Raw genomic sequence first — 23,077 nt, 5'->3', positions numbered from 1 at the left:
TCTCCCCTCGCCCACAATTCCACGCTGACGGCAAAAAGCCCGATCAGTTGCGCGGCAAGAGATCGTCGTCCACTGCACCTGCCGGCTGCTCCATGCCCGCGGTGGTGTTGAGCGCCAGTTCGGCATTGCCGTCCTTGCCGTAGATATCGTCGCGGAACTGAACCACGCCGTCCTTCGCCGACCATGCGGTGATGTAGACGAAATAAACGGGTACTTCCTGCGCGAGCTTGATCGGCGTGTTGACGCGCGATGCGATGACGCGTTCCATTTCCTGGCGCGACCAGCCGGGCGTGTCACGCAGCAGCCAGGACGTCAGGTCGCGCACGTTCTGCACACGCACGCAGCCGGAGGACTCGAAACGCATCAGCTTGTTGAACAGGCCCTGCTGCGGCGTGTCGTGCATATATTCGTTGTTCGGATTGTGGAAGTTGATCTTCGTCGAGGACATGGCGTTGATCTTGCCGGGGTCCTGACGGAACATCAGGTTCGGAGCCTTCGGCGCGAACCAGTCGACCGTGGTCGGCGAGACTTCCTGTCCCTTGCCGTCGATGAGGCGGATGTTATTCCGCTCCAGATAGGTCGGGTCCTTCTGCATCAGCGGCACGATGTCCTTTTCGACGATCGAACGCGGCGCGGTCCAGTAAGGATTGAGGATGACCTCGTAAACCTTGGAGTTGATGACGTGGGTCGGGCGGCTGGCGCGGCCGACAACGGCGGTATTGCGCAGCACGACGCGTTCATTTTCAACGGCTTCGATGGCAGCCGCCGGGATATTCACCATCATGTGACGCTGGCCGAGATCGCCGGACATGGACTGGATGCGCACGAGATTGGTCTGCAACTGCGCCAGACGGATCTGCGCGGAAACATTGAGCGCCTTGGTGGTGTATTCGCCGCTGACGCCGTCAGCGGGAAGGCCATGACGCGCCTGGAAACGCTTCAGCGCGCCATCGACATAGGAATCGAAGGCGCTGGAAATACCGGCTTCACGCGGCAGGTCGCCCGATACCATCAGTCGCTGACGCAGCGCCTGAACGGAAGGATCGGAAACGCCGATCTGGAGACGCTGCTGGGACGTGGGCACGTCCGGCCAGCCGCCATTCTGCACGATCTGCTGATATTGCATGATCGCCTGCTGCATGTAGACAGGCGCTTCCCGTCCGAGAACCGGGTTGTTGGAAACAACGCCCACGGCCGAACGCGAGGTATTGGCGTCGAACTGGTCATCCCAGTTGCCGCGGCGCGAAGAGCCCATGAGATCGTTGAGCGCGTTCTGCGCCAAGGCCGGCGCAGCAAGCGCGGCAACACCAACAGAAACGGCAGAGCGCAGAAGCGCACGGCGCGATACGGAATCGGAAACGGATTTCTTTGTCATTCTACCTACCAGCCACTCTCTTCGGCATTCTGAACAATGCCTAAATCAATATGATTAACAAACACGTACAACGTGTCTGCCGGCCGGTAATACCCGATACGCATCATCAGGGCGCTGATGTCTGGCAGTACAGTCGACAACTTGCCGCAACAACAGGAGAAACAGCCGGCTCCTTAGACTTGCGCGTCCCATATCAATATGGCCGATTCGTGTCACTGCCCTCTTCTCACGAAGCTGTGTTCCCCTGAAAAACAGGGCGAATGCGTTATGGACAGTCGGGCTTGACAGGCAAAAAAGCGTGGCGGCAGGGCGCGGAATCCAAAGGCCGGGAGCAAAGGATGCCCCCGGCTTAAACAGTGAAACCGTCGCGGAATTACAGGCGGTAAGCGATTGAGTCGTTCCAGAAACGGTCGAGGCGCTGCAGCAGCTTGTTCATTTCGGAGAACTCGCCGGTGCCGATGCCGCCGACCTTTTCGATCGAGCCGACGTGGCGTTCATAGAGGCGGGCAACCGTTTCGGCGATGGCCTGGCCTTCTTCGGTCAGGCTGATGCGGACCGAGCGGCGATCGACACGCGAACGCTGGTGGTTGATGAGACCGAGGTCGACCAGCTTCTTGACGTTATAGGAGACGTTCGAGCCGAGGTAATAACCGCGGGAACGAAGTTCGCCAGCCGTCAGTTCGGAGTTGCCGATGTTGAACAGCAGCAGGGCCTGAACGGCGTTGACGTCATCGCGACCCTGACGGTCGAACTCGTCCTTGATGACATCGAGGAGGCGGCGGTGGAGGCGTTCCACCAGATGCAGCGACTCCATGTAGAGCGAACGGATGGTATCTTCGTGTGCGTCGGCAACAACGGCCTGCGGCTTAACTTTGCTATTGATCATGACTGCCTCACTGTTTTGTTTGGCGGTGTGTTTGTTTGTCTCCCGCCTTGAGTGAGAACCTAATCAATGCGCATAAAATTCTACTTAAAAGCTACGATTAACAAATGGTTACCTGCATTTTCCCAAAGGCGCCGAACTTGTGGCGAAGCGGGAATGCTCAGAGCCAGTACGTTATAAATCAATGACTTAAGCGGAAAAACCGGCCTGAAAACAGGCCGAATTGCTTTATTCTTATGGTAAATCAATTCTTGCGCGCTCTTCATTTTGGCGGTGATCCAGCCAGAAAGCGACCAGGAATAGTATATAAATGGTTGCCACGAGACCGTGCATGACGGGCACCAACGTGTTGGCACCGAAGATATGCGGCCATACCTTATACATGGCTATCTGCGTGCCGGCGCCCATGACCCACATGACCGCCCCCCAGGAGGCGCCAAGCCACAGGCCGAGAGCTGCCACCGGGAAAATAACCGCCAGCGCGCTGCCCGCTACTCGCCAGGGCAGGTTCAGCATATCGAAGCGCCCGTGACCGCCAAGCGAATAGCCGGTCAGCATCGCCCAATATTGCAGGCCGAACCAGAAACAGGAAACCGCAACCAGTCTCATGAAGACCAGAAACAGGATTTCCGTCAGCGGGCGTTTCGGCAGAGGTTGAGAATCAGGTTCCATGGCCGGAAGATAAGGTCTCAACGGGCGGGCGACCAGTCCATATTGAATCCCGCCGCCTGCCTTGTCAAAACACCATCGTCAGTCAGGCAGCCGATGAGGGAAGATTGTCGCATTCGCATGGGCCAATGTTCATGGTATGCAGCTTTCCAAATTTGATCGAAGGACATTCTGACATGCAGGACAAAACGCATCTGGTCGACGAGATCACTGGCCATCGCCGCATGCGGCGCAATCGCAAGGCGGATTGGACGCGCCGTCTGGTTCAGGAAAATCGGCTGACCGTTGATGACCTCATCTGGCCGGTTTTCATCGTGCCTGGCAGCAATATTGTCGAGCCCATTCCGGCTATGCCCGGTGTCAACCGCATGAGCGTCGACCGGCTGGTGGAAGCGGCGAAGGAAGCGGCCGGTCTTGGCATTCCCGCAATCGCGACCTTTCCAAATATCGAGATGGAACTGCGCGACGACACCGGCTCGAATGCGCTCGAGGCCAACAATCTCATCAATCAGGCGACGATCGCCGTAAAAAAAGCCGTCCCTAATATCGGCATGATCACCGATGTCGCGCTCGATCCCTTCACCAGCCATGGGCATGACGGCATTCTGCGGGGCGACGAGATCGTCAATGACGAAACCGTCGAGCAGGTCGTCACGGCCGCCATCCTGCAGGCGGATGCCGGTTCGGACATTATCTCCCCCTCGGAGATGATGGATGGCCGTATAGGCGCCATCCGTCGCGGCCTAGATGCCGCCGGGCACCAGAATGTCGGAATCATGGCCTATGCGACGAAATTCTCCTCCGGCTATTACGGTCCCTATCGCGAGGCGATCTCCACCGCCGGCCTGCTGAAGGGCGACAAAAACAGCTATTACATCAGCCCCGCCAACGGCATGGAGGCAATCCGTGACGCAGCACTCGACGTCGAGGAAGGCGCCGACATGCTGATGGTCAAGCCCGGCCTGCCCTATCTCGACATCTGCTGGCGGCTGAAGGAGAATTTCGGCCTGCCCACCTTCGCCTATCAGGTGTCCGGCGAATATACCCAGATCAAGGCCGCGGCCATGAATGGCTGGATCGACGGCGAGCGCGTGATGATGGAAACGCTTCTCTGTTTCAAGCGTGCGGGTTGCGACGGCGTCCTTACCTATTTCGCCATCGAGGCAGCACGCAAACTGGCAAAGGGCTGAGGCCGGCGCTTATTGTATTCGGTCGTTTTCTTCCCATATTGTCTGCTGACACGGCAAATATGCCGCGCTGTCAGATCCCCTCAGGAGAAAACGACCGATGAGCCTCGACCAGAACCCCACCTATGCCGCACCGGATGACTGGCGCGCCTATAGCGGCGTCCTGAGCCGGCGCGTCTTCGCGTTCCTGATCGATTACGCGATCGTTCTCCTCTTGTGCATCCCGGCGGCCGTGATCGTTTTCTTTCTCGGCGTGATCACGCTGGGTCTTGGCTTTTTCCTCTACCCGGCGCTGTTCGTCATCGTCGCGGTGCTTTATTTCGGCGTTTCGCTGGGCGGTCCCTCACAGGCCACACCCGGCATGCGGGCGATGGGCATCGCAATGGCGCGCATGGACGGACGGCGAATCGATTTCCTGTTGGCCACCGTGCACATCGTGCTTTTCTGGGTCATCAACTCGGTTTTGACGCCTTTGATTCTTCTCGCAGGCCTGTTTACCGAGCGCTCGCGCCTCGTTCACGACTTCCTGCTCGGCACCGTCATGGTCAGAACACGCTGATATCGGAGAAAGCCGCGCAAACGTGGCTTTCTACCCGTCCAATAGCTCATCCCGCAGTTGACGTTTTCCGTCATTTTGCCATTCTGTGACATTATGCATGTCGCTTGAAGCGCCGCCGCCGGCCCCGTGAAATCGCGGCGCGCTTTCACAACTGACGCAGGAGGCGATCACGGTTCGATGAACACGCAGGCGACGCCCTCTCCTCAATTCTATCTTACGGCGCCGGCCACCTGCCCCTATCTGCCGAACCAGATGGAGCGGAAGGTCTTTACCCATCTCGTTGGCCCGCGCGCCTCCGAAATGAACGATCTTCTGACCCAGGGCGGTTTCAGACGCTCGCAGAACATCGCCTATCGCCCGGCCTGTGAAACCTGCCGCGCCTGTGTCTCCGTGCGCATCCTGACCGAACAATTCCAGCCGACGAAATCGATGCGGCGCGTTCTTGCCGCCAACAGCGATGTCGTCGCCACGGTTCATGCTGCCGAACCCTCCACCGAACAATTCGCCCTCTTCCGCCGCTACCTCGATCACCGCCACCAGTCCGGCGGCATGTCCGACATGTCGGCGCTAGACTATGCGATCATGGTGGAAGACACGCATGTGAACACCCGCATCATCGAATACCGCGTGCGCGAACCCGGCTCCGGCATCGATTCCAGCAAGCGTGGCGAGCTTCTGGCCGTGGCGCTCAGCGACGTGATGAGCGACGGCCTGTCGATGGTCTATTCCTTCTTCAATCCTGCGCTTGAAAAACGGTCGCTCGGCACCTTCATGATCATCGATCACATCACCCGCACCCGCGCCCTCGGCCTGCCGCATGTCTATCTCGGCTACTGGGTCGATGGTTCGGAAAAGATGGGTTACAAGACCCGCTACCATCCGCAGGAGCATCTGACGCCACGCGGGTGGGAGATTTACTCTCCCAAAGAAGAATAAGCGTCGCGTAGCCCTGAAACAAAATACTCAGTTGGAATAGCGAAACAGACGCTATGAAAGACGTCCCGAATGATCTCCCGGGACGCCGCTCAAATATCACCCGCCAAATTTCCCGCTGCGCGGAAAGCCCTTTGGCACGGTGCGGCCAACGGTGGCGCGGTCGGCCAGCCATTCGCGAAGTTCCTCGCCGACCTTGTTGAACAAACGTCCGGCCGTATCCGACCAGCTCAAGCCATCGGCGAGCGCAAAGCACTTCACGTCCACCACGCCGCCATCCTTGTAGCGTTGCAGGCGCACGCCCTTGCCACGTGACATTTCCGGCACCTGCGATAGCGGGAAGGCCACGAGCTTGCGGTTCTCGCCAACGACGGCGACATGGTCGCCCGTCACCGGTACGGCAAGCTTGGCTTCATCAGGCATGGCGACATTCATGATCTGCTTGCCCTTGCGGGTATTCGCGATCATTTCGCTTTCGGCGACGATGAAGCCGTTGCCGCCGGTGGAGACCAGCAGCAGCTTGCGCGACGGGTCGTGGACGAAGGCCGTCAGGATATCCTGATCGTTCTCCATATCGACCATGATGCGGATCGGCTCGCCATGGCCACGTCCACCCGGCAGCTTATCGGCGCCGAGCGTATAGGCCTTGCCACCCGTCGTCAGCAGCAACAGCTTGTCGGTGGTCTGCGCCGGGAAGGCGAGCTTCGGGCCGTCGCCTTCCTTGAAGGTCAGGGCCGAGGTATCGGACATGTGCCCCTTCAGCGCCCTGATCCAGCCCTTCTGCGAGATGACGATGGTGACCGGTTCTTTTTCGATCATCGACTGCTGGATGGCCTCGATATCGGCATCCGGTGCATCGGCAAACTGCGTGCGGCGGCGGCCGATCTCGGTTGCCTTGGCGTATTTCTTTTTGACCTCGCCGATTTCCCAGGCGACGGTCTGCCACTGCTTGTCATCGGAGGCGAGTAGCCCTTCGATCTCTGACTTTTCCTTGCTGAGGTCGTCGTGTTCCTTGCGGATCTCGAATTCCTCGAGCTTGCGCAGATTGCGCAGCCGCATGTTGAGGATGGCTTCGGCCTGATTGTCGGTGAGCGACCACCTGGCCATCATCACCTGTTTCGGCTCGTCCTCCTCGCGGATAATGCGGATCACCTCATCCAGATTGAGATAGGCGACCAGCAGGCCGCCGAGGATCTCAAGCCTGCGGTCGATGGCGGCCAGACGATAGCGCGAACGTCGGACCAGCACGTCCTTGCGGTGCGCCAGCCACTCGCTCAGCACCTCGTTCAGCGCCATGACCTTCGGCACCCTGCCAAGCGACAACACGTTCATGTTAAGCGGCAGGCGGCTTTCGAGGTCGGACAGGCGGAACAGCGATTCCATCAGCAGCGTCGCGTCGACGGTGCGGTTCTTCGGCACCAGCACGATACGCACGTCTTCGGCGGATTCATCGCGAACATCTTCCAGAAGCGGCAGCTTGCGGGCGAGCAACAGCTCGGCGATCTTTTCGATCAGGCGCGATTTCTGCACCTGGAAGGGAATTTCGGTGATGACGATCTGATAACCGCCACGGCCGAGATCTTCCGTTTCCCATTTGGCGCGCACGCGGAAACCGCCGCGGCCCGTCTTGTAGGCATCGAGAATATTCTCACGGCTTTCGATGATGATACCACCGGTTGGAAGGTCGGGGCCGGGAATGAACTCCACCAGCTTTTCAACCGTCGCATCGGGGTGCTTGATGAGATGCAGCGCGGCGTCGCAAAGTTCGTGGGCATTGTGCGGCGGGATCGATGTCGCCATGCCAACGGCAATACCGGAGGCACCGTTTGCCAGAAGGTTCGGGAAAGCGCCCGGCAGGACCACCGGTTCTTCGTCTTCCTCATTATAGGTGGCGCGGAAATCCACCGCGTCCTCGCCGATGCCTTCCAGCAGCAGCGCCGCCACATCGGTCATGCGCGCTTCGGTGTAACGATAGGCGGCGGCACCGTCGCCATCGATGTTGCCGAAATTGCCCTGCCCGTCGACAATCGGATAACGCTGGGAGAAATCCTGTGCGAGACGCACCAGCGCATCATAGACCGACTGGTCGCCATGCGGGTGGAACTTACCGATCACATCACCGACGATACGGGCGCATTTCTTGAAGGCCGAGTTGGGGCGGATACCCATTTCACTCATGGCGTGAATGATGCGGCGATGCACCGGCTTCAGGCCGTCACGCACATCCGGCAGCGCACGATGCATGATCGTGGACAAGGCATAAGCGAGGTAGCGCTCTTCAAGCGCCGCCTTCAAATCGACCGGATGAATGTTATCGTCTCCGCCGGACGGAGGTACAAGATTTTTTCCCATGGTGCTTGACTAGCGGAAATGCCGATAACCGGCAAGAAATTCAGGGGGCGCACCTGTGGATGAAAGCAACCCTTTCATGCGATTTTTTGTTAACCGCGTTGCAAATGCCGCAATGCCGCCGTCATGGGAATCGATCTAAATCCCCTAGACCTTTGAATAATCGCGAATATAAGTATCACCATTAGCATTGAGACACGGAACACATCCGTACGTTGAGGGAAGAAACATCATGAGACTGAAATCCACCCGGCAGGTTTTTTTCGCAAGTGCCGCGCTTCTTACGCTTTCGGCGCCGGCTTTTGCGCTGGATGGCGGGGATGTGCTAAAGAAGATCAATGCAGCCTATGCCGCCCAGGGCGGCGAGATCGCCGCCGGCTCCGTCGCCGTCAACGGCTCGACGGTGACGCTGAACGGTGTGACCTTCAACGCGGCCGCCGATCCGGCCAAGAAAATCCCGGTCGGCAACATCACGCTTGAAGGCGTCGAGGAAAACAACGGCGGTTACAAGATCAAGAACGCCCGTTTCGACAACATCGACTACAAGCAGGAAAAGGTAGAAATCAAGGCGAGCGACATCTACATGTCCGGCCTTGTCATTCCGGCTGATGCGACCACGGGCAATGTCGATGCGCTGATGTTCTATGACGAAGCCCATAGCGGTCCGATCTCCGTTTCCGTCGACGGCAAGCCGACTTTCTCGCTTGAAGAAACCAGCGCGACGATGTCCGTCAGCGATGACAAGAGCTCGATCGGTTTCGAACTGGATGCATCCGGCTTCAAGGCCGATCTCAGCGAAGTCAACGATCCGGCAACCAAGGACGCCATCGAAAAACTGAAGCTGCAGGCGCTTTCCGGCGACATGACCATGAGCGGCAGCTGGGAAGTCGCCTCCGGTACTGTTGACGTCGAGGAATACGCCATCGACCTCGATGACGTCGGCCGTCTCAACATGTCGTTCGGTTTCTCCGGCTACACGCTCGCCTTCATCAAGTCGATGCAGGAGACGGTGAAGGCACAGGCTGCCAACCCGAACAAGGAACAGGCGGACCAGGCGGCAAGCCTTGCCATGCTCGGCCTGATGCAGCAGCTTTCCTTCGTTAATGCCGAAATTAGCTTCGAAGATGCCAGCATCACCAAGCGCGCCATCGACTATGCGGCAAGCCAGCAGGGCATGACGGGCGACCAGCTTGCCCAGACCATCAAGGGCATGGCGCCGATCATGATGGCCTCGCTCAACGTTCCGGAATTGCAGAACATGGTGTCGACGGCCATCAACGCCTACATCGACAACCCGAAGAACTTCTCGATCACGGCCGAGCCGGAAAAGCCGGTTCCTTTCCCGATGATCATGGGCGCTGCGATGGGCGCACCGAACACCCTGCCGAAAATGCTCGGCGTGACGGTGACCGCAAACGAATAGGACGACAAAGCCCCGGTTCAAGACCGGGGCTTTTCATTTGCACTCAATGCAGTGGTGCCGCAGCGCCTTCCTGCTTGTCGTGCAGGGCGAAGCGGTCGATCATATGGGCGCTCGCCTCATTGACGCCGATCACTTCGACCCGCTTGCCGACCTTACGGAACTTCAGGACCACCTTGTCCAGCGCGCCAACCGCCGAAATATCCCACAGATGCGCCTGGCTGACATCGATCGTCACCGCCTCCACCTCTTCGGCAAAATCGAAGGCAGCGATAAAGCTTTCCGTCGAAGCGAAGAAAATCTGGCCGTCGACGCGATAGATTCGCTCCCGGCCATCGGCTGAAAGCTCTGGCCGGACATGGAAAAGCTTTGAAACCTTGCCCGCAAAGAACACGCCGGAGAGAAGGACGCCGGCCAGCACGCCCTTTGCAAGGTCATGCGTTGCGAGCACCGTGCCGACGGTTACCAGCATGACGATGCTTGATGATGGCGGGTTTCGGGTGAGATCGAGGATGGAGCGCCACGAGAAGGTCCCGATCGACACCATGATCATGACAGCCACCAGCGCTGCCATGGGAATGATACGCACGAGATCATCCAGCACCAGAATGAGGAACAGCAGGAAAGCGCCCGCCACGAAGGTAGACAAGCGGCCCCTGCCGCCGGAGCGGACATTGATGACGGATTGGCCGATCATGGCGCAGCCACCCATGCCGCCGATGAGGGCCGACGCGATGTTGCTGGTCCCCTGCCCGATGCATTCCTGGCTTTTGTTGCTGCCCGTATCCGTCATGTCGTCGACGATCTGTGCCGTCAGCAGCGATTCCAGCAGGCCGACAGCAGCCAGTGCAATCGAATAGGGAAAGATGATCTGCAGCGTCTCGAAGGTTAGCGGCACCTGCGGCAGGGCGAAAATCGGCAGCGTCGAGGGCAATTCGCCGAGATCGCCAACCGTGCGGATGTCCATGCCGGAGAAAACCGCCACGCAGGTCAGGGCGACGATGGCGACCAGCGGTGACGGGATGATCTTCGTCACCAGCGGAAAGAGATAGATGATCGCAAGACCGGCCGCGATCATGACATAGGTTTCAACCGGCACGCCGATCAGTTCGGGCAATTGCGCCATGAAGATGAGGATCGCCAATGCATTGACGAAACCGGTCATCACCGAGCGCGATACAAAGCGCATCACCCGGCCGAGTTTCGCGAAGCCCGCAGCGATCTGCAGCACGCCCATGAGGATAGTGGCGGCAAAGAGATATTGCAGCCCGTGTTCCTTGACGAGCGTGACCATCAGGACGGCTGTCGCGGCGGTTGCCGCCGAAATCATGCCCGGACGGCCTCCAGTGAAGGCGGAAACGCAGGCGATGGCGAAGGAGGCGAACAGCCCCACTTTCGGATCGACACCGGCAATGACGGAAAAGCCGATGGCTTCGGGAATGAGGGCAAGTGCCACGACGATGCCGGAAAGCACATCGCCGCGAATATTGGAAAACCACTCACGTCTGTAAGTCTGAAATCTGTTCATCTGATTTTTTCGCAAAGAATGACGCACCGGCCGGAGCTATGTCCGGTAGATTAAAAAGGAATGTCGGTGCTTTGCGTTGTCTGGCGGATCGGCGGCCAGAAGAGCCACCCGGGATTTCACCGGGTCCGTGGTGAGTAATCCACCTATAAACGGCAAAAAAGCGGGCCGCAAGTTAAGCAGCCCGCTTTTCAGACCATGCGATCTCGCGTCAGGCGCGGTTGGAGAACTCGCTGTTCGCGGCGGCATTGGCTCCAGACCAATCGACTCTGCGCGTCGCAAACATGGTTGCAGCGATGGCGATAAACGATATGACCGCGCCGGCCAGCAGCGCATATTCGTCCTCGTTCAGAACCAGATACATCACGCCGTAGGCCACTGCCAGAACACTGAAAAGTGCAAGACCGTTCCTGCGACTACGGGTGGCACTGCCAAGATAAAAGGCAATCAGGGCCGCCGTGGAGAAGGAGGCCGCGACATAGGCAACGGTGAAACCCGTATGTTCGGCGAGCGCGAGCAGCAGCACATAGAAGACGATGAGCGCCAGACCCGTCAGAACATATTGTATCCAGTGCACAACGCTGCCGCCCTTGAGTTCCACAATGAAGACGGCGAGGAAGACAATCGAGATGAAGCCGATGGAATATTTCAGTGTCCGGGCGATGACCTGATAGAACTTCACCGGTTCCACGAGATTGATCGTCATCAGGCTGTTGGAGAGCGGCAGTCGCGGACCCTCCACCACGCGATCTATTCCCCTTGCGAGATAGGGAATCGTCCAGCTGGCGTTGAAATCCGCAGCCGTGACCGTTTTGACCTCCGGCAGGAACAAACCTTCAAAACCGGGATGCGGCCAGTCGGCTTTTGCCGTGAAGCTCGTTGTCTGGCCGGCCGGCGCAACTGCGAAACTGCCAGAACCATTCAGCGAAAATGCGATATCGAAATCAAAGCCGCTCTCGATGAGGTTCCTGTCGATCGGCCTGTGCACGCCCGCATCTGATCTTATCGAGTTATTTTCAAGGGCGCGGCTTGCGATAACGGACATATCGCGCATGCCGGAATCGAAGGGCAAAACTGCGCCGCCGTTTATGCGAACCCCGGCGCTCGATCTTATGCCGGTAATATCCCCTATGCTGAGGACGAGGATGGCATTGTCGAGACGCGGTGTGCCGGCAAAACGGGCGAGATCTTGCAGGACGCCCTGCCCGAAGCGGCCCTTGAGCACGATAGCACCGTTATAGACAGGCAAGCTGTAGATCGAGAGCTTCTTTTCCTCGGTCTTGAGGTCGGCCGTCACCTGCAGCGTTTCCGGCATGACCAGCGCCCATTCTGTCGTGCGATCCACAATGGGTCGGCCATCGACCTCGCGGCGGCGATCGACATCGAAGGGTACGGCAAGATAGGGGCCGTTCACAACCTGATCGCCGCCCCACCCGTTCGCGATCCGGGCGGAAACCTCCCTCGCCCGCGAGGCGCGCTCTTCCGTCAAACCCCAGACGAGCAAGAGCGGAACGAGCAGAACCAACGAAATGAAACCTATCATCAGAAACTTCGCGCCGGGTGAACGCAGGCTGGCGGCAAAATTGCCGCGCGGCATGGCTGAAGCAAGCGGCCCAACCGCCGGCGCCGGGTCTTTGTCCGTCTCGTTTACCATTCGGAAATCCTCTTAAATATGATCGCGCCAGAACCGGAAAAAAGATTGGCTGGCGCCGTCCCGGATTAAAATCGAGTTGCTTTGCGTGCCCAAGCGGACACAGGAGCTATACTGGAATGGGATTTCGGCTGATTATTCGCGGAATTCGGTAAATCTCGCGGTAAAATTGTGGCGATGCCGGGATGAGCGTAGAGGCTACACTCGACACTCCCGATGATAGCGAGATTTGAGGTCAAATCGATGAGCGTACGCGGAGCTAGAGTTTCAGACGCTCGCGGAAAAACACCAGCGCAACGACGACGCCGACTGCCACACCGACGATGACGTCAACAAACCGGACAAAACCGGCGATCTGCGGCCCCATCAGCAGGACGAGCATGGCCGAAGCGCCAGCCTGTATCGGGACGACGGCAGGCAGGCCGAACAGGGTGGCGAGGATCATGGCGATGAAGGTTGCAGAGGCCAGCCGGATTTCAGCGAAATCATGCGGCACGAGAAGCGCGACCTCCCCGACAAGAATGCCGATGGTGACGCCGACCATTAGCCCAAGCCCCTGACGCACATGGCTTGGAATGCCGGGAGACAGGCAAATCAGCGCGCTGATCGCGGCAAAGACGGGTTGCGGATGGCCGAGCCACCGATGCGCGATCCAGAACGCAAAAGCGGCCGCAAGCGCGGCCGCCAATGCACGGGTGAAGGCTGCGCGAACACGTTCGAGCAGCGTCTTCAACATGATCAGTCCTTCTTGGACGGAACGACGCGCAGCGCCAGTTCGCGAAGCTGCGTCGGCGTTGCCGGCGACGGCGCGTTCATCAGAAGGTCCTGCGCCTGCTGGTTCATCGGGAACAGCGTGATTTCGCGCAGGTTCTTCGCACCAACCAAGAGCATGACCACACGGTCGATGCCGAAGGCGCAACCGCCATGCGGAGGCGCGCCATACTGGAAGGCGCGGTAGAGACCGCCGAAGCGCTCTTCCACATCGCTCTGCGAGAGGCCAACCTTCTCGAAAGCCTTGACCATCAGCTCGGGGGACTGGTTACGGATCGAACCGGAAGCGATTTCGAAACCGTTGCAGACCGCGTCATACTGGAACGCCTTGATGGAGAGCGGGTCCTGCCCTTCCAGCGCTTCCATTCCGCCCTGCGGCATGGAGAACGGGTTGTGGGCGAAGTCGATCTTCTTTTCTTCTTCGTTGTATTCGAAGAACGGAAAATCGACGATCCAGCACATTTCGAAACGGTCGCGGTCGATCAGATTCAGCTCGTCAGCAGCGCGGGTGCGCGCCTCGCCGGCAAACTTGTAGAACTTGGCGGGATCACCGGCGACGAAGAAGCAGGCATCGCCCACTTCCAGGCCGAGCTGCTGGCGAAGCGCTTCGGTGCGTTCCTCGCCGATGTTCTTGGCGAGCGGGCCGGAGCCGCCAACCTTGCCGTCTTCTTCCTTCCAGAAGATGTAGCCGAGGCCGGGCTGGCCCTGGCTCTGCGCCCAGACGTTCATGCGGTCGCAGAAAGCGCGCGAACCGCCGGTCTTGGCAGGGATCGCCCAGACCTGGACCTTGGGGTTGGAAGCGATCATGTTCGCGAAGACCTTGAAGCCCGAACCGTCGAAATGTTCGGTCACGGCTTCCATGACGATCGGGTTGCGCAGGTCCGGCTTGTCGGAGCCGTATTTGCGGATCGATTCGTCATAGGGAATGCGCGGCCACTGTTTCGTCACCGGCTTGCCTTCGGCAAACTGTTCGAACACGGCGGTCATCATCGGCTCCATCGTGGTCCAGACATCTTCCTGGGTCACGAAGCTCATTTCGACGTCGAGCTGGTAGAACTCGCCCGGCAGACGGTCGGCACGCGGGTCTTCATCGCGGAAGCACGGAGCGATCTGGAAATAGCGGTCGAAACCGGCAACCATCAAAAGCTGCTTGTACTGCTGCGGCGCCTGCGGCAACGCGAAGAATTGGCCTTCGTGGATGCGCGAGGGCACGAGGAAGTCGCGCGCGCCTTCCGGCGAGGAGGCTGTGAGGATCGGCGTCGTATATTCGGCAAAGCCCAGATCGCCCATGCCCTTGCGCATGGAGGAGATGATCTGCGTGCGCTTGACGATGTTCTTGTGGAGGGTTTCACGGCGCAGATCGAGGAAGCGGTATTTCAGGCGAACGTCTTCGGGATATTCAGGCTCGCCGAACACCGGCAGAGGCAGTTCCTTGGCAACGCCGAGAACCTCGATCTCCTGCGCGTAAAGCTCGATCTCGCCGGTCGCCATGCCCTTGTTGATGGTGTCCTCTGAGCGCGCCTTGACGAGACCGTCGATGCGGATGACCCATTCGCCGCGCACGGTTTCTGCAACCTTGAAGGCCGGGCTATCAGGATCGGCCACCACCTGGGTGATGCCGTAATGGTCGCGAAGGTCGATGAAGAGAACGCCGCCATGATCTCGCACGCGATGAACCCAACCGGAAAGGCGAACGGTTTCACCGACGTCGGACTTGCGGAGAGCGGCACAGGTGTGGCTGCGATAACGATGCATTTTTTTATCCTGGAACGTGTCGTGGGCCAGAGCGGCGGCACTGTCGAAATTTGCCGGAAAAGCGCATGACCAGCCTGATTTGTCAAGGCAAAGCGCAAGATTGTCGCCTTCCGCCTGTCCTTTCGCCCGCCTTGGCTTTAGATAGGGCTAATCCAGCCCGCCAAACCGAGTCGGCCCGCAATGAGCCAGATCAGACCTCTTATTCCGCTTCTCGTCACCGCCGGCATTCTGATCGGCGGCAACGGCCTGCAGGGAACCTATATCGCGCTGCGGGGCCTGTCCGAAGGATTTTCGGCCAGCACCATAGGCCTCATCAGCGCCGCCTATAGCATCGGCTTCGCGCTCGGCTGCATTTCGGTGACGCAGCTCATGCGCCGGATCGGCCATATCAGAACCTTCGCCACGATGGCGGCGGTCGCATCGGCCGCCTCAATTGCCATGCCGCTCGTCCTCCATCCCTTGTTCTGGATGTTGATGCGCTTCGTCATCGGCATTGCCGTCGCCTGTCTTTTTGCCGCGATAGAAAGCTGGATCAATGCGCAGGTGACGAATTCCAACCGTGCGCGCACGTTGTCGATCTATCGTTTCGTCGATCTCGGTTCCGTGACGCTTGCCCAATATATAATTCCCGTCGCCGGCATTGATGGACCCGTGGTGTTTTCGCTGATCGCCATGGCGCTGACGCTGTCGCTGGTGCCAATCTCGATTGCCGACAAATCCAACCCCACGCCGCCGAAGCAGATTCCCTTCAATCTTTTTGCGGTCTGGCGCATCTCGCCGCTTGCCGTTGTCGGTTGCGTGGCCGTCGGTCTCAGCATGGCGGCGTTTCGCAACATGGGGCCGATCTATGCCGAACAGATCGGAATGTCCGTCACCGCCATCGCCACCTTCATGAGCGCCGGCATCATCGGCGGCGTGGTGCTGCAATATCCGCTCGGCGTCTATTCCGACCGCTATGACCGGCGCATCATCATTCTCGCCACCACCGCCGGCTCTGTCATCGTCGGCCTGTTCCTCGCCTTCTTCGCCGGCACGGATGAATGGAGCAACATCATCGGCGTCTTCGTCTTCGGCGCCTTTGCCCTGCCGCTCTATTCGCTGAGTTCCGCGCACGGCAACGATCACGCCAGGGAAGGCGAACATGCGATGATGTCCGCCGGGCTGCTGTTCTTCTGGTCGGTGGGCGCGACGGTCGGACCGCTGCTCGCTTCGCTGCTGATCGACCAGTTCGGGCCCAAGGCGCTGTTCAGCTATACGGCCGCGATCCAGATCGTTTTCATCGCCTACACCATATACAGGCTGCGGGTGCGCGAGGGCGTACCCGTGGAGGAGCGGAACTGGCGGTTCAGCTCGCTGTTGCGCACCTCGGCCTACTTTCAGAAGCTGGCGGCCCCGCCGCCTACCAAAAACGACAGGAAAGACCCCGATCCGCCCGAGAAAAACGATCCTTGAGGCCGGAAAAGCGGGCTTTGTATTGACATGCGCCCGCCAAAGAGAAAGTAAGACGGATAATTTTCACGAGTGGCCATTTGCAATGATTGAAACGACTGCCGCCCTCGCCGAAGCCTGCACGGAACTGGCGAAATCGGAATTCATTACCATCGACACCGAATTTTTGCGGGAAACAACCTTCTGGCCGGAGCTGTGCCTCGTACAGATGGCGAGCCCGACGCTCGAAGTACTGGTTGATCCGCTGGCCAAGGGTATCGATCTTACGCCGATGTTCGAACTGATGGCCAATCCAAACGTCGTGAAGGTTTTCCACGCCGCACGGCAGGACATCGAAATCATCTACCATCTCGGCGGGCTCATTCCCCATCCGATTTTCGACACGCAGGTCGCGGCCATGGTCTGCGGTTTCGGCGATTCGATCTCCTACGACCAGCTGGTCCAGAAGATCAAGAATGTGCAGATCGACAAATCCTCGCGCTTCACCGACTGGAGCCGCCGTCCGCTCACCGAAAAGCAGCTGGATTACGCGCTGGCCGACGTGACGCATCTGCGCGACGTCTATCTGGCGCTGAAGACGCAGCTGGAGCGCGAAGGCCGCTCGTTGTGGCTGACCGAAGAGATGAACATTCTGGAATCGCGTGACACCTATGACATGCATCCCGACGATGCGTGGCTGCGGCTGAAATCGCGCCTGCGCAAGCCGACGGAACTCGCCATCCTCAAATTCGTCGCCGCCTGGCGCGAGCGTGAGGCGCGGTCGCGCAACGTGCCGCGCTCCCGCGTGCTGAAGGACGATGGGATCTTCGAAATCGCCCAGCAGCAGCCCAAGGACGCCGAGGCGCTGTCGCGGCTTCGCACCATTCCGAAGGGCTGGGAACGGTCCGCCTCCGGCACCGCCATCATCGAAACGGTGAATGCGGCGCTGGCGCTGCCGAAAGAAGAGATGCCGAAGGCACCGCGCCACAGCCACGCACCGGAAGGTTCCGGTGCTGCCGTGGAGCTTTTGAAGGTTCTCCTGAAACTGACGGCAGACAAGCACGGCGTCGCGGCCAAGGTCATCGCCAACAGCGACGATCTGGACAAGATCGCGTCCGAAGGTGAAAACGCAACCGTTGCGGCGCTGACCGGCTGGCGGCGCGAGCTGTTTGGCGATGTGGCGCTGAAACTCATCAATGGCGAAGTGGCCCTGCGTTTCGCCGGTAAGAAGGTCGAGGCCGTGGAAGTTGAGGTTGCGGCAAGCGAGTCGTAACCGCCCGCCTTTCTCACCCCAATTTTGCCCGCATCGCGCCTCATCTCTTTGGCGATGGTCGCGCGATTTGAGGGTCTTGCCATGAAACCTGCCCACACTCTGCTGCTCGCCGCACTTGTTGCGGCGGCAGGCATTCTCCCCTCTGTTCCCGCCCGGGCGGCCCAGGACAAGGTCGATCTGCAGGGTGAATGGACGACCGACTGCCTGAAGATCGGCAAAAACGACCGCCACGGCATCATCACGCGCATTACCATTCGCGATAGCCGCATACATGCGGTGTCGCAGATTTATGCCAGCAACGGCTGCCAGCGGCCGACGGTGCAGGTGCGTTACGAGGGCACGCTGGATGGCGGCCTGAAAGATCAGGACAGCCTGCTCTTTGCCCACACCGTCACCTCGATCACCATGACCCCGAATGATGGCGATGTCGTCGAACACTATAATCGCGATCCGAAAGGCATGGGCTGTGGCCTGAGCGACTGGAAAGAGAACATTGCCCTCGACGTCGATGGCCGCACCTGCGCCGCCATCACCTTTGCCCGCAAGGGGGAAACCCTGTTCGACCGCGCCTGGATCGATGGCAACAAGCTTCGTTTTGCCGCCTTTCCGGTCAAATGGTCGAACCACACGCCCGACGACCGGCCACAATCCCCGCTTGAAACCGTCTATTACAGAACATCCTATTAGAAGTAGTGCCTCATCGGCAGGCGTTTGCGGCAACCGGGCAACAGCCTTACCAATCCTTCATGCAACCTTACCGATTGCTCACTTTTTGCGGCGCTTTTTCCACACTAATGTCGCATATGACCTGAACAGAAGCTTTGCCCGAAGGGAGCGCCGGCTTCCCTTTTCGAGATCAGAGCCGACATGAGAAAATTGCTGCCCATTCTGGATTACGTGGTGCTCTTCGTTGCCGTGGCCGGCGCCGGGGTGGCCTACGCCTTTCTGGAATATGGCGGCGGCGCGTTGATCGGCGCGACCTATGCGCTTTTCGCCTGCGCACCGATTCTCGCCTTTGAGCGCGGTTACATCTTGCCCGGCCTGTCGCGGCAGGTGAGCGCCTTGCCGACACCGGCCTATATCGCCGTCGGCCTTATCATTTACGCCATTCTCGTTTTTTGCGGCTTCGGGCTCGGTGGCACGATCCTGTGGCTCAGCGGGATATTTCCCGGCACCTGGAAGCGAGCGGTGCATGCCGAAGTGCAGACACTGATCTTCACGCTTATCGTCTGCGGCATCATCGTGTTTATCATGCGCGTGCGCGAGCTTCTCGGCCGCGATATCTTCATCGATCTTATTCTTGGGCGCTATCGCCGCCCGGTCAGCGAAGACCGCGTCTTCATCTTCATCGATCTCGTCGGCTCCACCTCCTTTGCCGAAACCCATGGCGACCTGAAGGCCCAGGAATTCCTCGGCGAAATCTTTGCCAGCTATGCAGCACCGGTCAGACGGCATGGCGGCGTCATCGACGATTACATCGGCGATGCCGCTATCATCACCTGGCCCTATCATATGGCGATCCGGCGGGCGGCCTGCGTGCGCTGCGTTTTCGACATTCAGGCGACCATCGAGGAAAAACGCGACATGTGGCTCTCCCGCTTCGGCGAAGTGCCGCGCCTGCGTTTCGCCATCCATGGCGGGCCGGTCATCACGGCAGAAATCGGTGTCGATCACCACAAGATCACCTATTTCGGCGATACGGTGAACACGACATCCCGGCTCGAATCACTGAGCAAGATGCTCGGCCATCCGGTGTTGATTTCCGCCGATCTCGCCCACCAGCTGGTGCTTCCGAAGGGCGTACGCAGCGAATATCTCGGCGAACATGCGGTAAAAGGCCGTGGCCAGACGCTCGGCGTCTGCACGCTCAGCCAATATCAGGCCCCTGCCGCATAAGGCTTATCGGCGCCCGGAGGCTATTTGCCGGCGACGGCCGTCACAAAATTTCATCAAAGCTTCAAACGGCAATCACCTGCCTGTCATGCGGCGACCCTATCGCGTCAATCCTGTCTTCAACAGGTATTGAGAGGGGTCTCCATCATGAAGCACATTCTTTTTGCGTCCTGCGCCATCCTTGCGTTCGCCTCCATCTCGCACGCGGCCGAACAGGAATTCCCTGCAAAGCTGGTCTCCCACGCCATCCTGCCGGCGAACACCATCATCCCGGCGCCCACTGACGCGCCTGAATACCTCAAGACCTCCGCCAAGTTCACCACCGCCGACCGCAAGCGCGCGGAAGGTCTCGGCACCGTGCCGGGCAAGGATGGCGTGCGACTGACCGGTCTTTCCATGCCGTTTAACGGCCAGCCGATGCAGGGTTTCTCCGGCATCAAGGCGATGCCCGACGGCAGCTTCTGGAGCCTTTCCGACAATGGCTTCGGTTCCAAGCTCAATTCCAGCGACGCGATGCTGATGCTTCACCACCTGAAGTTCGACTGGGACGCCGGCAAGGTCAACGCGCTGGAAACCGTGTTCCTTTCCGATCCCGACATGAAGGCGCCCTTCCCCATCGTTCTCGAAGGGTCGAGCAAGCGTTATCTGACCGGTGCGGATTTCGACGTGGAATCCATTCAGCCGGTTGCCGATGGTTTCTGGGTGGGCGAGGAATTCGGCCCCTATATCCTGAAATTCACCCGCGACGGCAAGCTGACCGATGTCATCTCCACCAAGGCCGGTGACATCGAGGTGAAGTCTCCCGATCATCCCACGCTTGCCCTGCCCGGCAACCCGACGCAGAAAATGCCGGCCTTCAATCTGAAGCGGTCAGGCGGTTATGAGGGCATGGCGCTCTCCAAGGATGGCTCGAAGCTTTACGGCCTTCTGGAAGGCCCGCTTTACATGGCCGATGGCCAGGTGGAGAAGACCGAAGATGGCGCGACCGCACTGCGCATCATCGAACTCGACACCGCCAAGAAGGAATGGACCGGCCGCACCTGGCTCTATCCGCTGGCACAGGGCGGCGAAGCCATCGGCGACTTCAACATGCTTGATGACAGCACCGCACTGGTCATCGAACGCGACAATGGTGCCGGCACCGCCGACAAGGCCTGCGCCGACCCGAAAAAGCCGGAAGCAAACTGCTTTGCCGTGCCCGCCAAGGTGAAGCGCATCTACAAGATCGAATTTAATGACGCCAATGTCGGCAAGGCCGCCCGCAAGATCGGCTATATCGATCTTCTGAAAATCTCCGATCCCGACAACAAGAAGCGTCAGGGCGGCGGCAATGGTTATTACGACATGCCTTTCGTCACCATCGAGAATGTCGACCGCGTTGACGCCACGCATATCATCGTCGGCAACGACAACAACCTGCCCTTCTCTGCCGGCCGCGCGCTGGACAAGGCTGACGACAACGAATTCGTCCTGCTTGAGGTCAAGGACCTGCTGGACGCGAAGTAAGACCAGGGCTGCTGCCAATCGCTTTGGCAGCCGCGAATGATCCCCACGGAGCGCCCCGCAGACCAATATTTGCATGGCGCTCCGTTCCGATTCTCCAGAGCCAGGGCAATTCCGGTGAACACCGGTTCAACTCCATTGCTCTAACTCTTTGTTTTTACGCATTTCCGGACACAAAACGGAGCCCAGTTTTGCTGGAAATGTTCTAACCGAAACATGCTTGCGGAAAAGAAGGCATTTCATGCAGGACCATGCAGAGAGACTTTATTACGCCCTGAAGAAAAGCTGGTCGGGTGAGACCAGCAACCTTTGGTCACGCGAAAACCCTGCCAAGGGACAAGGCAGCGTGACCGCGCTGGTGGTTCAGGACATCTTCGGCGGCGAGCTTGCCAAAACCGCTGTCAACGGTGCCGAGCATTTCTACAATATCGTCGAAGGCACCCGCTGGGATTTTACCTTCGCCCAATTCGATATTCCGGTCGGTTATCAGGACCAACTCGCCAGCCGCACGGAAGCCATGGCAACGATAACGCCGCTGCAATATGCCTATCTCAGCGCCTGCATCCGAAAGGCGTTGGGGCACAGCTGAGCCTTTTGCACGGCAGTGCCGGCCGTGCGCGTTTGTCAGGCGATTTCAGGCATGGCGGTCAGGCATCCCGCCTCATCCACAACCGCGATTTCCATCTTTCCGCAAAGCGGTCACAATCAATGCGATAATCCTCGCCGGCGCAATGGATGCTCCAACAGGAGAGACGTTGATGAGTGAGAGTTGCCCGGTATTGACGCCGGCGGAACAGCAAATTCAGGATATACTGGAACGCAAGGAAGCGGCGATGATGGCCACCATTCACGCAGCGCTTGAGCGTGCCAGCAAAGAGGTCAATGACGCATTCCAGGCCGTTGATTCAGATATGCAGCCACCGCCTCACGACTATTTTGCCGCTGTCGCACATCAGCAGCTCTTTCTGATGTTATGTGGGGCCGATCCGAAAACCTTCGAGGGCGGAGACCCCGAAATCGCTGGTCATATCATTCGGAACGCTCAGAACATAACTGAGCATTACTGGAAGAAAAAGGATTCGGCGGCCAATATCACCGATGAGTGACATTCATCGATGACGAGAAGATGCTGCATGAGGAAACCCACCTGATCCGCACTTGAAAAAAAGCCTGTTACGACCGGACTGCTTTGCCACCTCACGTCACAGGCTCTTCATCATCCCCGGTTAAGCAAGCGCAAAATCGGAGACTGGAATGGACTCGACCGTACAGATCAAGCGCCCGAAACTCGCAGAGACCGTCATTGATGCCACGGCGAGCATAAGAGATTCGAACATTGGCAGATGCTGCGAGGTCCTGGCTGACACCTCGCTGCACAATGTTGAACTCGGGAATTACTCCTATCTCGGGCCGCGCTGCATGGTGGGTGATGCGATAATCGGAAAGTTCTGCGCCATTGCTGCGGAGGTCAGGATAGGCGCTCCGAACCACCCGATGGACCGGCCATCCATGCATCGTTTCAGCTACTGCCCGGAATATTACGCTGCCGATGCGGTGCGCGACGACGCCTTCTTCGCCCAGCGAAAGCAGGATCGCGCCATCATCGGTCACGATGTCTGGATCGGCCACGGGGTCATCGTCTTGCCGGGTGTAACGGTTGGAGACGGCGCGGTTCTTGCCGCCGGTGCCGTTGTCACCAAAGATGTGCCGCCCTACACCATCGTCGGCGGCGTTCCCGCAAAAATCATTCGCGAGCGCTTTTCACGATCCATCGCGGAGAAGCTTGCCGCCATCGCCTGGTGGGACTGGCCATTCGAGACGATCATGGCGCGGCTCGCCGACTTCCAGTCAGGTGATATCGAAGCCTTTTGCGAGCGCTGGTCGTAGCCAGCGCCGCAAAACA

20 protein-coding genes and 1 other annotated feature are annotated in these 23,077 nt (G+C 59.0%); of the genes, 12 read left to right on the top strand and 8 right to left on the bottom strand.

Translation table 11 applies throughout. The features are described from left to right. Window positions 1-43: 43 nt before the first annotated feature. The 3 genes from NYR50_RS04030 to NYR50_RS04020 all read right to left on the bottom strand — a co-directional run bounded on the left by NYR50_RS04030 (window position 44) and on the right by NYR50_RS04020 (window position 2,930). Complete coding sequence (locus NYR50_RS04030) at window positions 44-1,375, bottom strand: L,D-transpeptidase family protein (RefSeq protein WP_006312830.1); 1,332 nt, start codon at window positions 1,373-1,375, stop codon at window positions 44-46. Between the two features lie 373 nt (window positions 1,376-1,748). Then, complete coding sequence (gene ldtR / locus NYR50_RS04025; RefSeq protein ID WP_169539083.1) at window positions 1,749-2,258, bottom strand: transcriptional regulator LdtR; 510 nt, start codon at window positions 2,256-2,258, stop codon at window positions 1,749-1,751. A 234-nt stretch (window positions 2,259-2,492) separates the two neighbouring features. Beyond that, window positions 2,493-2,930 carry a DUF6163 family protein gene (locus NYR50_RS04020; protein ID WP_006312832.1) on the bottom strand — a complete coding sequence of 146 codons (438 nt, stop codon included), beginning with the start codon at window positions 2,928-2,930 and terminating at the stop codon, window positions 2,493-2,495. 173 nt (window positions 2,931-3,103) lie between these two features. Between NYR50_RS04020 and hemB the strand changes: the two genes are divergently transcribed. The 3 genes from hemB to NYR50_RS04005 all read left to right on the top strand — a co-directional run bounded on the left by hemB (window position 3,104) and on the right by NYR50_RS04005 (window position 5,609). Continuing rightward, entirely contained in the window at window positions 3,104-4,117 is a 1,014-nt protein-coding gene (hemB, locus tag NYR50_RS04015; protein WP_418136849.1) for a porphobilinogen synthase, read from the top strand. 97 nt (window positions 4,118-4,214) lie between these two features. After that, entirely contained in the window at window positions 4,215-4,673 is a 459-nt protein-coding gene (locus NYR50_RS04010) for an RDD family protein (RefSeq protein ID WP_046798865.1), read from the top strand. Window positions 4,674-4,850: 177 nt separating this feature from the next. Beyond that, entirely contained in the window at window positions 4,851-5,609 is a 759-nt protein-coding gene (locus NYR50_RS04005; protein WP_418136848.1) for an arginyltransferase, read from the top strand. A 96-nt stretch (window positions 5,610-5,705) separates the two neighbouring features. Here the strand turns inward: NYR50_RS04005 and parC are convergent, their stop codons facing one another. Continuing rightward, the gene (gene parC / locus NYR50_RS04000) at window positions 5,706-7,958 is read right to left on the bottom strand and encodes a DNA topoisomerase IV subunit A (RefSeq protein ID WP_418136847.1); all 2,253 of its coding nucleotides are present in this window, start codon (window positions 7,956-7,958) and stop codon (window positions 5,706-5,708) included. Between the two features lie 229 nt (window positions 7,959-8,187). On the opposite strand from parC, the gene NYR50_RS03995 reads away from it, so the two are divergent. Further along, on the top strand, window positions 8,188-9,378 hold the full coding sequence (locus NYR50_RS03995) for a hypothetical protein (RefSeq protein WP_418136846.1): 1,191 nt from the start codon (window positions 8,188-8,190) through the stop codon (window positions 9,376-9,378). A gap of 43 nt (window positions 9,379-9,421) precedes the next feature. Here the strand turns inward: NYR50_RS03995 and NYR50_RS03990 are convergent, their stop codons facing one another. The 4 genes from NYR50_RS03990 to aspS form a co-directional block, all read right to left on the bottom strand. Next, a complete protein-coding gene (locus NYR50_RS03990) occupies window positions 9,422-10,903 on the bottom strand; it encodes a SulP family inorganic anion transporter (RefSeq protein WP_418136845.1) in 1,482 nt (493 codons plus the stop codon). A 74-nt stretch (window positions 10,904-10,977) separates the two neighbouring features. Next, window positions 10,978-11,033, bottom strand: a sequence feature (sul1 is cis-regulatory element that is thought to sense ions involved in sulfur or methionine metabolism; They are found in Alphaproteobacteria). 78 nt (window positions 11,034-11,111) lie between these two features. After that, window positions 11,112-12,554 (bottom strand): cell envelope integrity protein CreD, encoded by a 1,443-nt coding sequence (gene creD, locus NYR50_RS03985; RefSeq protein WP_418136844.1) that lies wholly within the window; start codon window positions 12,552-12,554, stop codon window positions 11,112-11,114. A 256-nt stretch (window positions 12,555-12,810) separates the two neighbouring features. Continuing rightward, window positions 12,811-13,287, bottom strand: coding sequence for an FUSC family protein (locus NYR50_RS03980; RefSeq protein ID WP_418136843.1), 477 nt, complete (start codon window positions 13,285-13,287; stop codon window positions 12,811-12,813). A gap of 2 nt (window positions 13,288-13,289) precedes the next feature. After that, complete coding sequence (gene aspS, locus NYR50_RS03975) at window positions 13,290-15,077, bottom strand: aspartate--tRNA ligase (RefSeq protein WP_174008188.1); 1,788 nt, start codon at window positions 15,075-15,077, stop codon at window positions 13,290-13,292. Window positions 15,078-15,257: 180 nt separating this feature from the next. On the opposite strand from aspS, the gene NYR50_RS03970 reads away from it, so the two are divergent. The 8 genes from NYR50_RS03970 to NYR50_RS03935 all read left to right on the top strand — a co-directional run bounded on the left by NYR50_RS03970 (window position 15,258) and on the right by NYR50_RS03935 (window position 23,061). Next, window positions 15,258-16,529 carry an MFS transporter gene (locus tag NYR50_RS03970; protein ID WP_418136842.1) on the top strand — a complete coding sequence of 424 codons (1,272 nt, stop codon included), beginning with the start codon at window positions 15,258-15,260 and terminating at the stop codon, window positions 16,527-16,529. An 82-nt stretch (window positions 16,530-16,611) separates the two neighbouring features. Further along, window positions 16,612-17,778: a ribonuclease D gene (gene rnd, locus NYR50_RS03965; protein WP_418136840.1), complete on the top strand. Its 1,167-nt coding sequence runs from the start codon at window positions 16,612-16,614 to the stop codon at window positions 17,776-17,778. Window positions 17,779-17,859: 81 nt separating this feature from the next. Next, window positions 17,860-18,465 (top strand): hypothetical protein, encoded by a 606-nt coding sequence (locus NYR50_RS03960; protein ID WP_418136839.1) that lies wholly within the window; start codon window positions 17,860-17,862, stop codon window positions 18,463-18,465. A 180-nt stretch (window positions 18,466-18,645) separates the two neighbouring features. Then, complete coding sequence (locus NYR50_RS03955) at window positions 18,646-19,674, top strand: adenylate/guanylate cyclase domain-containing protein (RefSeq protein WP_418136838.1); 1,029 nt, start codon at window positions 18,646-18,648, stop codon at window positions 19,672-19,674. A gap of 144 nt (window positions 19,675-19,818) precedes the next feature. After that, window positions 19,819-21,177 carry an esterase-like activity of phytase family protein gene (locus NYR50_RS03950; RefSeq protein ID WP_174008183.1) on the top strand — a complete coding sequence of 453 codons (1,359 nt, stop codon included), beginning with the start codon at window positions 19,819-19,821 and terminating at the stop codon, window positions 21,175-21,177. 238 nt (window positions 21,178-21,415) lie between these two features. Next, entirely contained in the window at window positions 21,416-21,763 is a 348-nt protein-coding gene (locus NYR50_RS03945) for a YunG family protein (RefSeq protein ID WP_418136837.1), read from the top strand. A gap of 169 nt (window positions 21,764-21,932) precedes the next feature. Then, window positions 21,933-22,280: a hypothetical protein gene (locus NYR50_RS03940; protein ID WP_418136836.1), complete on the top strand. Its 348-nt coding sequence runs from the start codon at window positions 21,933-21,935 to the stop codon at window positions 22,278-22,280. Window positions 22,281-22,428: 148 nt separating this feature from the next. Then, window positions 22,429-23,061 (top strand): DapH/DapD/GlmU-related protein, encoded by a 633-nt coding sequence (locus NYR50_RS03935; protein WP_418136835.1) that lies wholly within the window; start codon window positions 22,429-22,431, stop codon window positions 23,059-23,061. Window positions 23,062-23,077: the final 16 nt, after the last annotated feature.

The organism is Agrobacterium sp. El2ro-1b, assembly GCF_048298475.1.
In the GTDB taxonomy this organism is placed as follows: domain Bacteria; phylum Pseudomonadota; class Alphaproteobacteria; order Rhizobiales; family Rhizobiaceae; genus Agrobacterium; species Agrobacterium fabrum.
This window is presented reverse-complemented; position numbering and strand designations above follow the sequence as displayed.

Coding starts and splice junctions, on each gene's coding strand:
- NYR50_RS04030 (WP_006312830.1), bottom strand. CDS start 1,375: ATGACAAAGAAATCCGTTTCCGATTCCGTATCGCGCCGTGCGCTTCTG.
- NYR50_RS04020 (WP_006312832.1), bottom strand. CDS start 2,930: ATGGAACCTGATTCTCAACCTCTGCCGAAACGCCCGCTGACGGAAATC.
- hemB (WP_418136849.1), top strand. CDS start 3,104: ATGCAGGACAAAACGCATCTGGTCGACGAGATCACTGGCCATCGCCGC.
- NYR50_RS04010 (WP_046798865.1), top strand. CDS start 4,215: ATGAGCCTCGACCAGAACCCCACCTATGCCGCACCGGATGACTGGCGC.
- NYR50_RS04005 (WP_418136848.1), top strand. CDS start 4,851: ATGAACACGCAGGCGACGCCCTCTCCTCAATTCTATCTTACGGCGCCG.
- parC (WP_418136847.1), bottom strand. CDS start 7,958: ATGGGAAAAAATCTTGTACCTCCGTCCGGCGGAGACGATAACATTCAT.
- NYR50_RS03995 (WP_418136846.1), top strand. CDS start 8,188: ATGAGACTGAAATCCACCCGGCAGGTTTTTTTCGCAAGTGCCGCGCTT.
- NYR50_RS03990 (WP_418136845.1), bottom strand. CDS start 10,903: ATGAACAGATTTCAGACTTACAGACGTGAGTGGTTTTCCAATATTCGC.
- creD (WP_418136844.1), bottom strand. CDS start 12,554: ATGGTAAACGAGACGGACAAAGACCCGGCGCCGGCGGTTGGGCCGCTT.
- NYR50_RS03980 (WP_418136843.1), bottom strand. CDS start 13,287: ATGTTGAAGACGCTGCTCGAACGTGTTCGCGCAGCCTTCACCCGTGCA.
- aspS (WP_174008188.1), bottom strand. CDS start 15,077: ATGCATCGTTATCGCAGCCACACCTGTGCCGCTCTCCGCAAGTCCGAC.
- NYR50_RS03970 (WP_418136842.1), top strand. CDS start 15,258: ATGAGCCAGATCAGACCTCTTATTCCGCTTCTCGTCACCGCCGGCATT.
- rnd (WP_418136840.1), top strand. CDS start 16,612: ATGATTGAAACGACTGCCGCCCTCGCCGAAGCCTGCACGGAACTGGCG.
- NYR50_RS03960 (WP_418136839.1), top strand. CDS start 17,860: ATGAAACCTGCCCACACTCTGCTGCTCGCCGCACTTGTTGCGGCGGCA.
- NYR50_RS03955 (WP_418136838.1), top strand. CDS start 18,646: ATGAGAAAATTGCTGCCCATTCTGGATTACGTGGTGCTCTTCGTTGCC.
- NYR50_RS03950 (WP_174008183.1), top strand. CDS start 19,819: ATGAAGCACATTCTTTTTGCGTCCTGCGCCATCCTTGCGTTCGCCTCC.
- NYR50_RS03945 (WP_418136837.1), top strand. CDS start 21,416: ATGCAGGACCATGCAGAGAGACTTTATTACGCCCTGAAGAAAAGCTGG.
- NYR50_RS03940 (WP_418136836.1), top strand. CDS start 21,933: ATGAGTGAGAGTTGCCCGGTATTGACGCCGGCGGAACAGCAAATTCAG.
- NYR50_RS03935 (WP_418136835.1), top strand. CDS start 22,429: ATGGACTCGACCGTACAGATCAAGCGCCCGAAACTCGCAGAGACCGTC.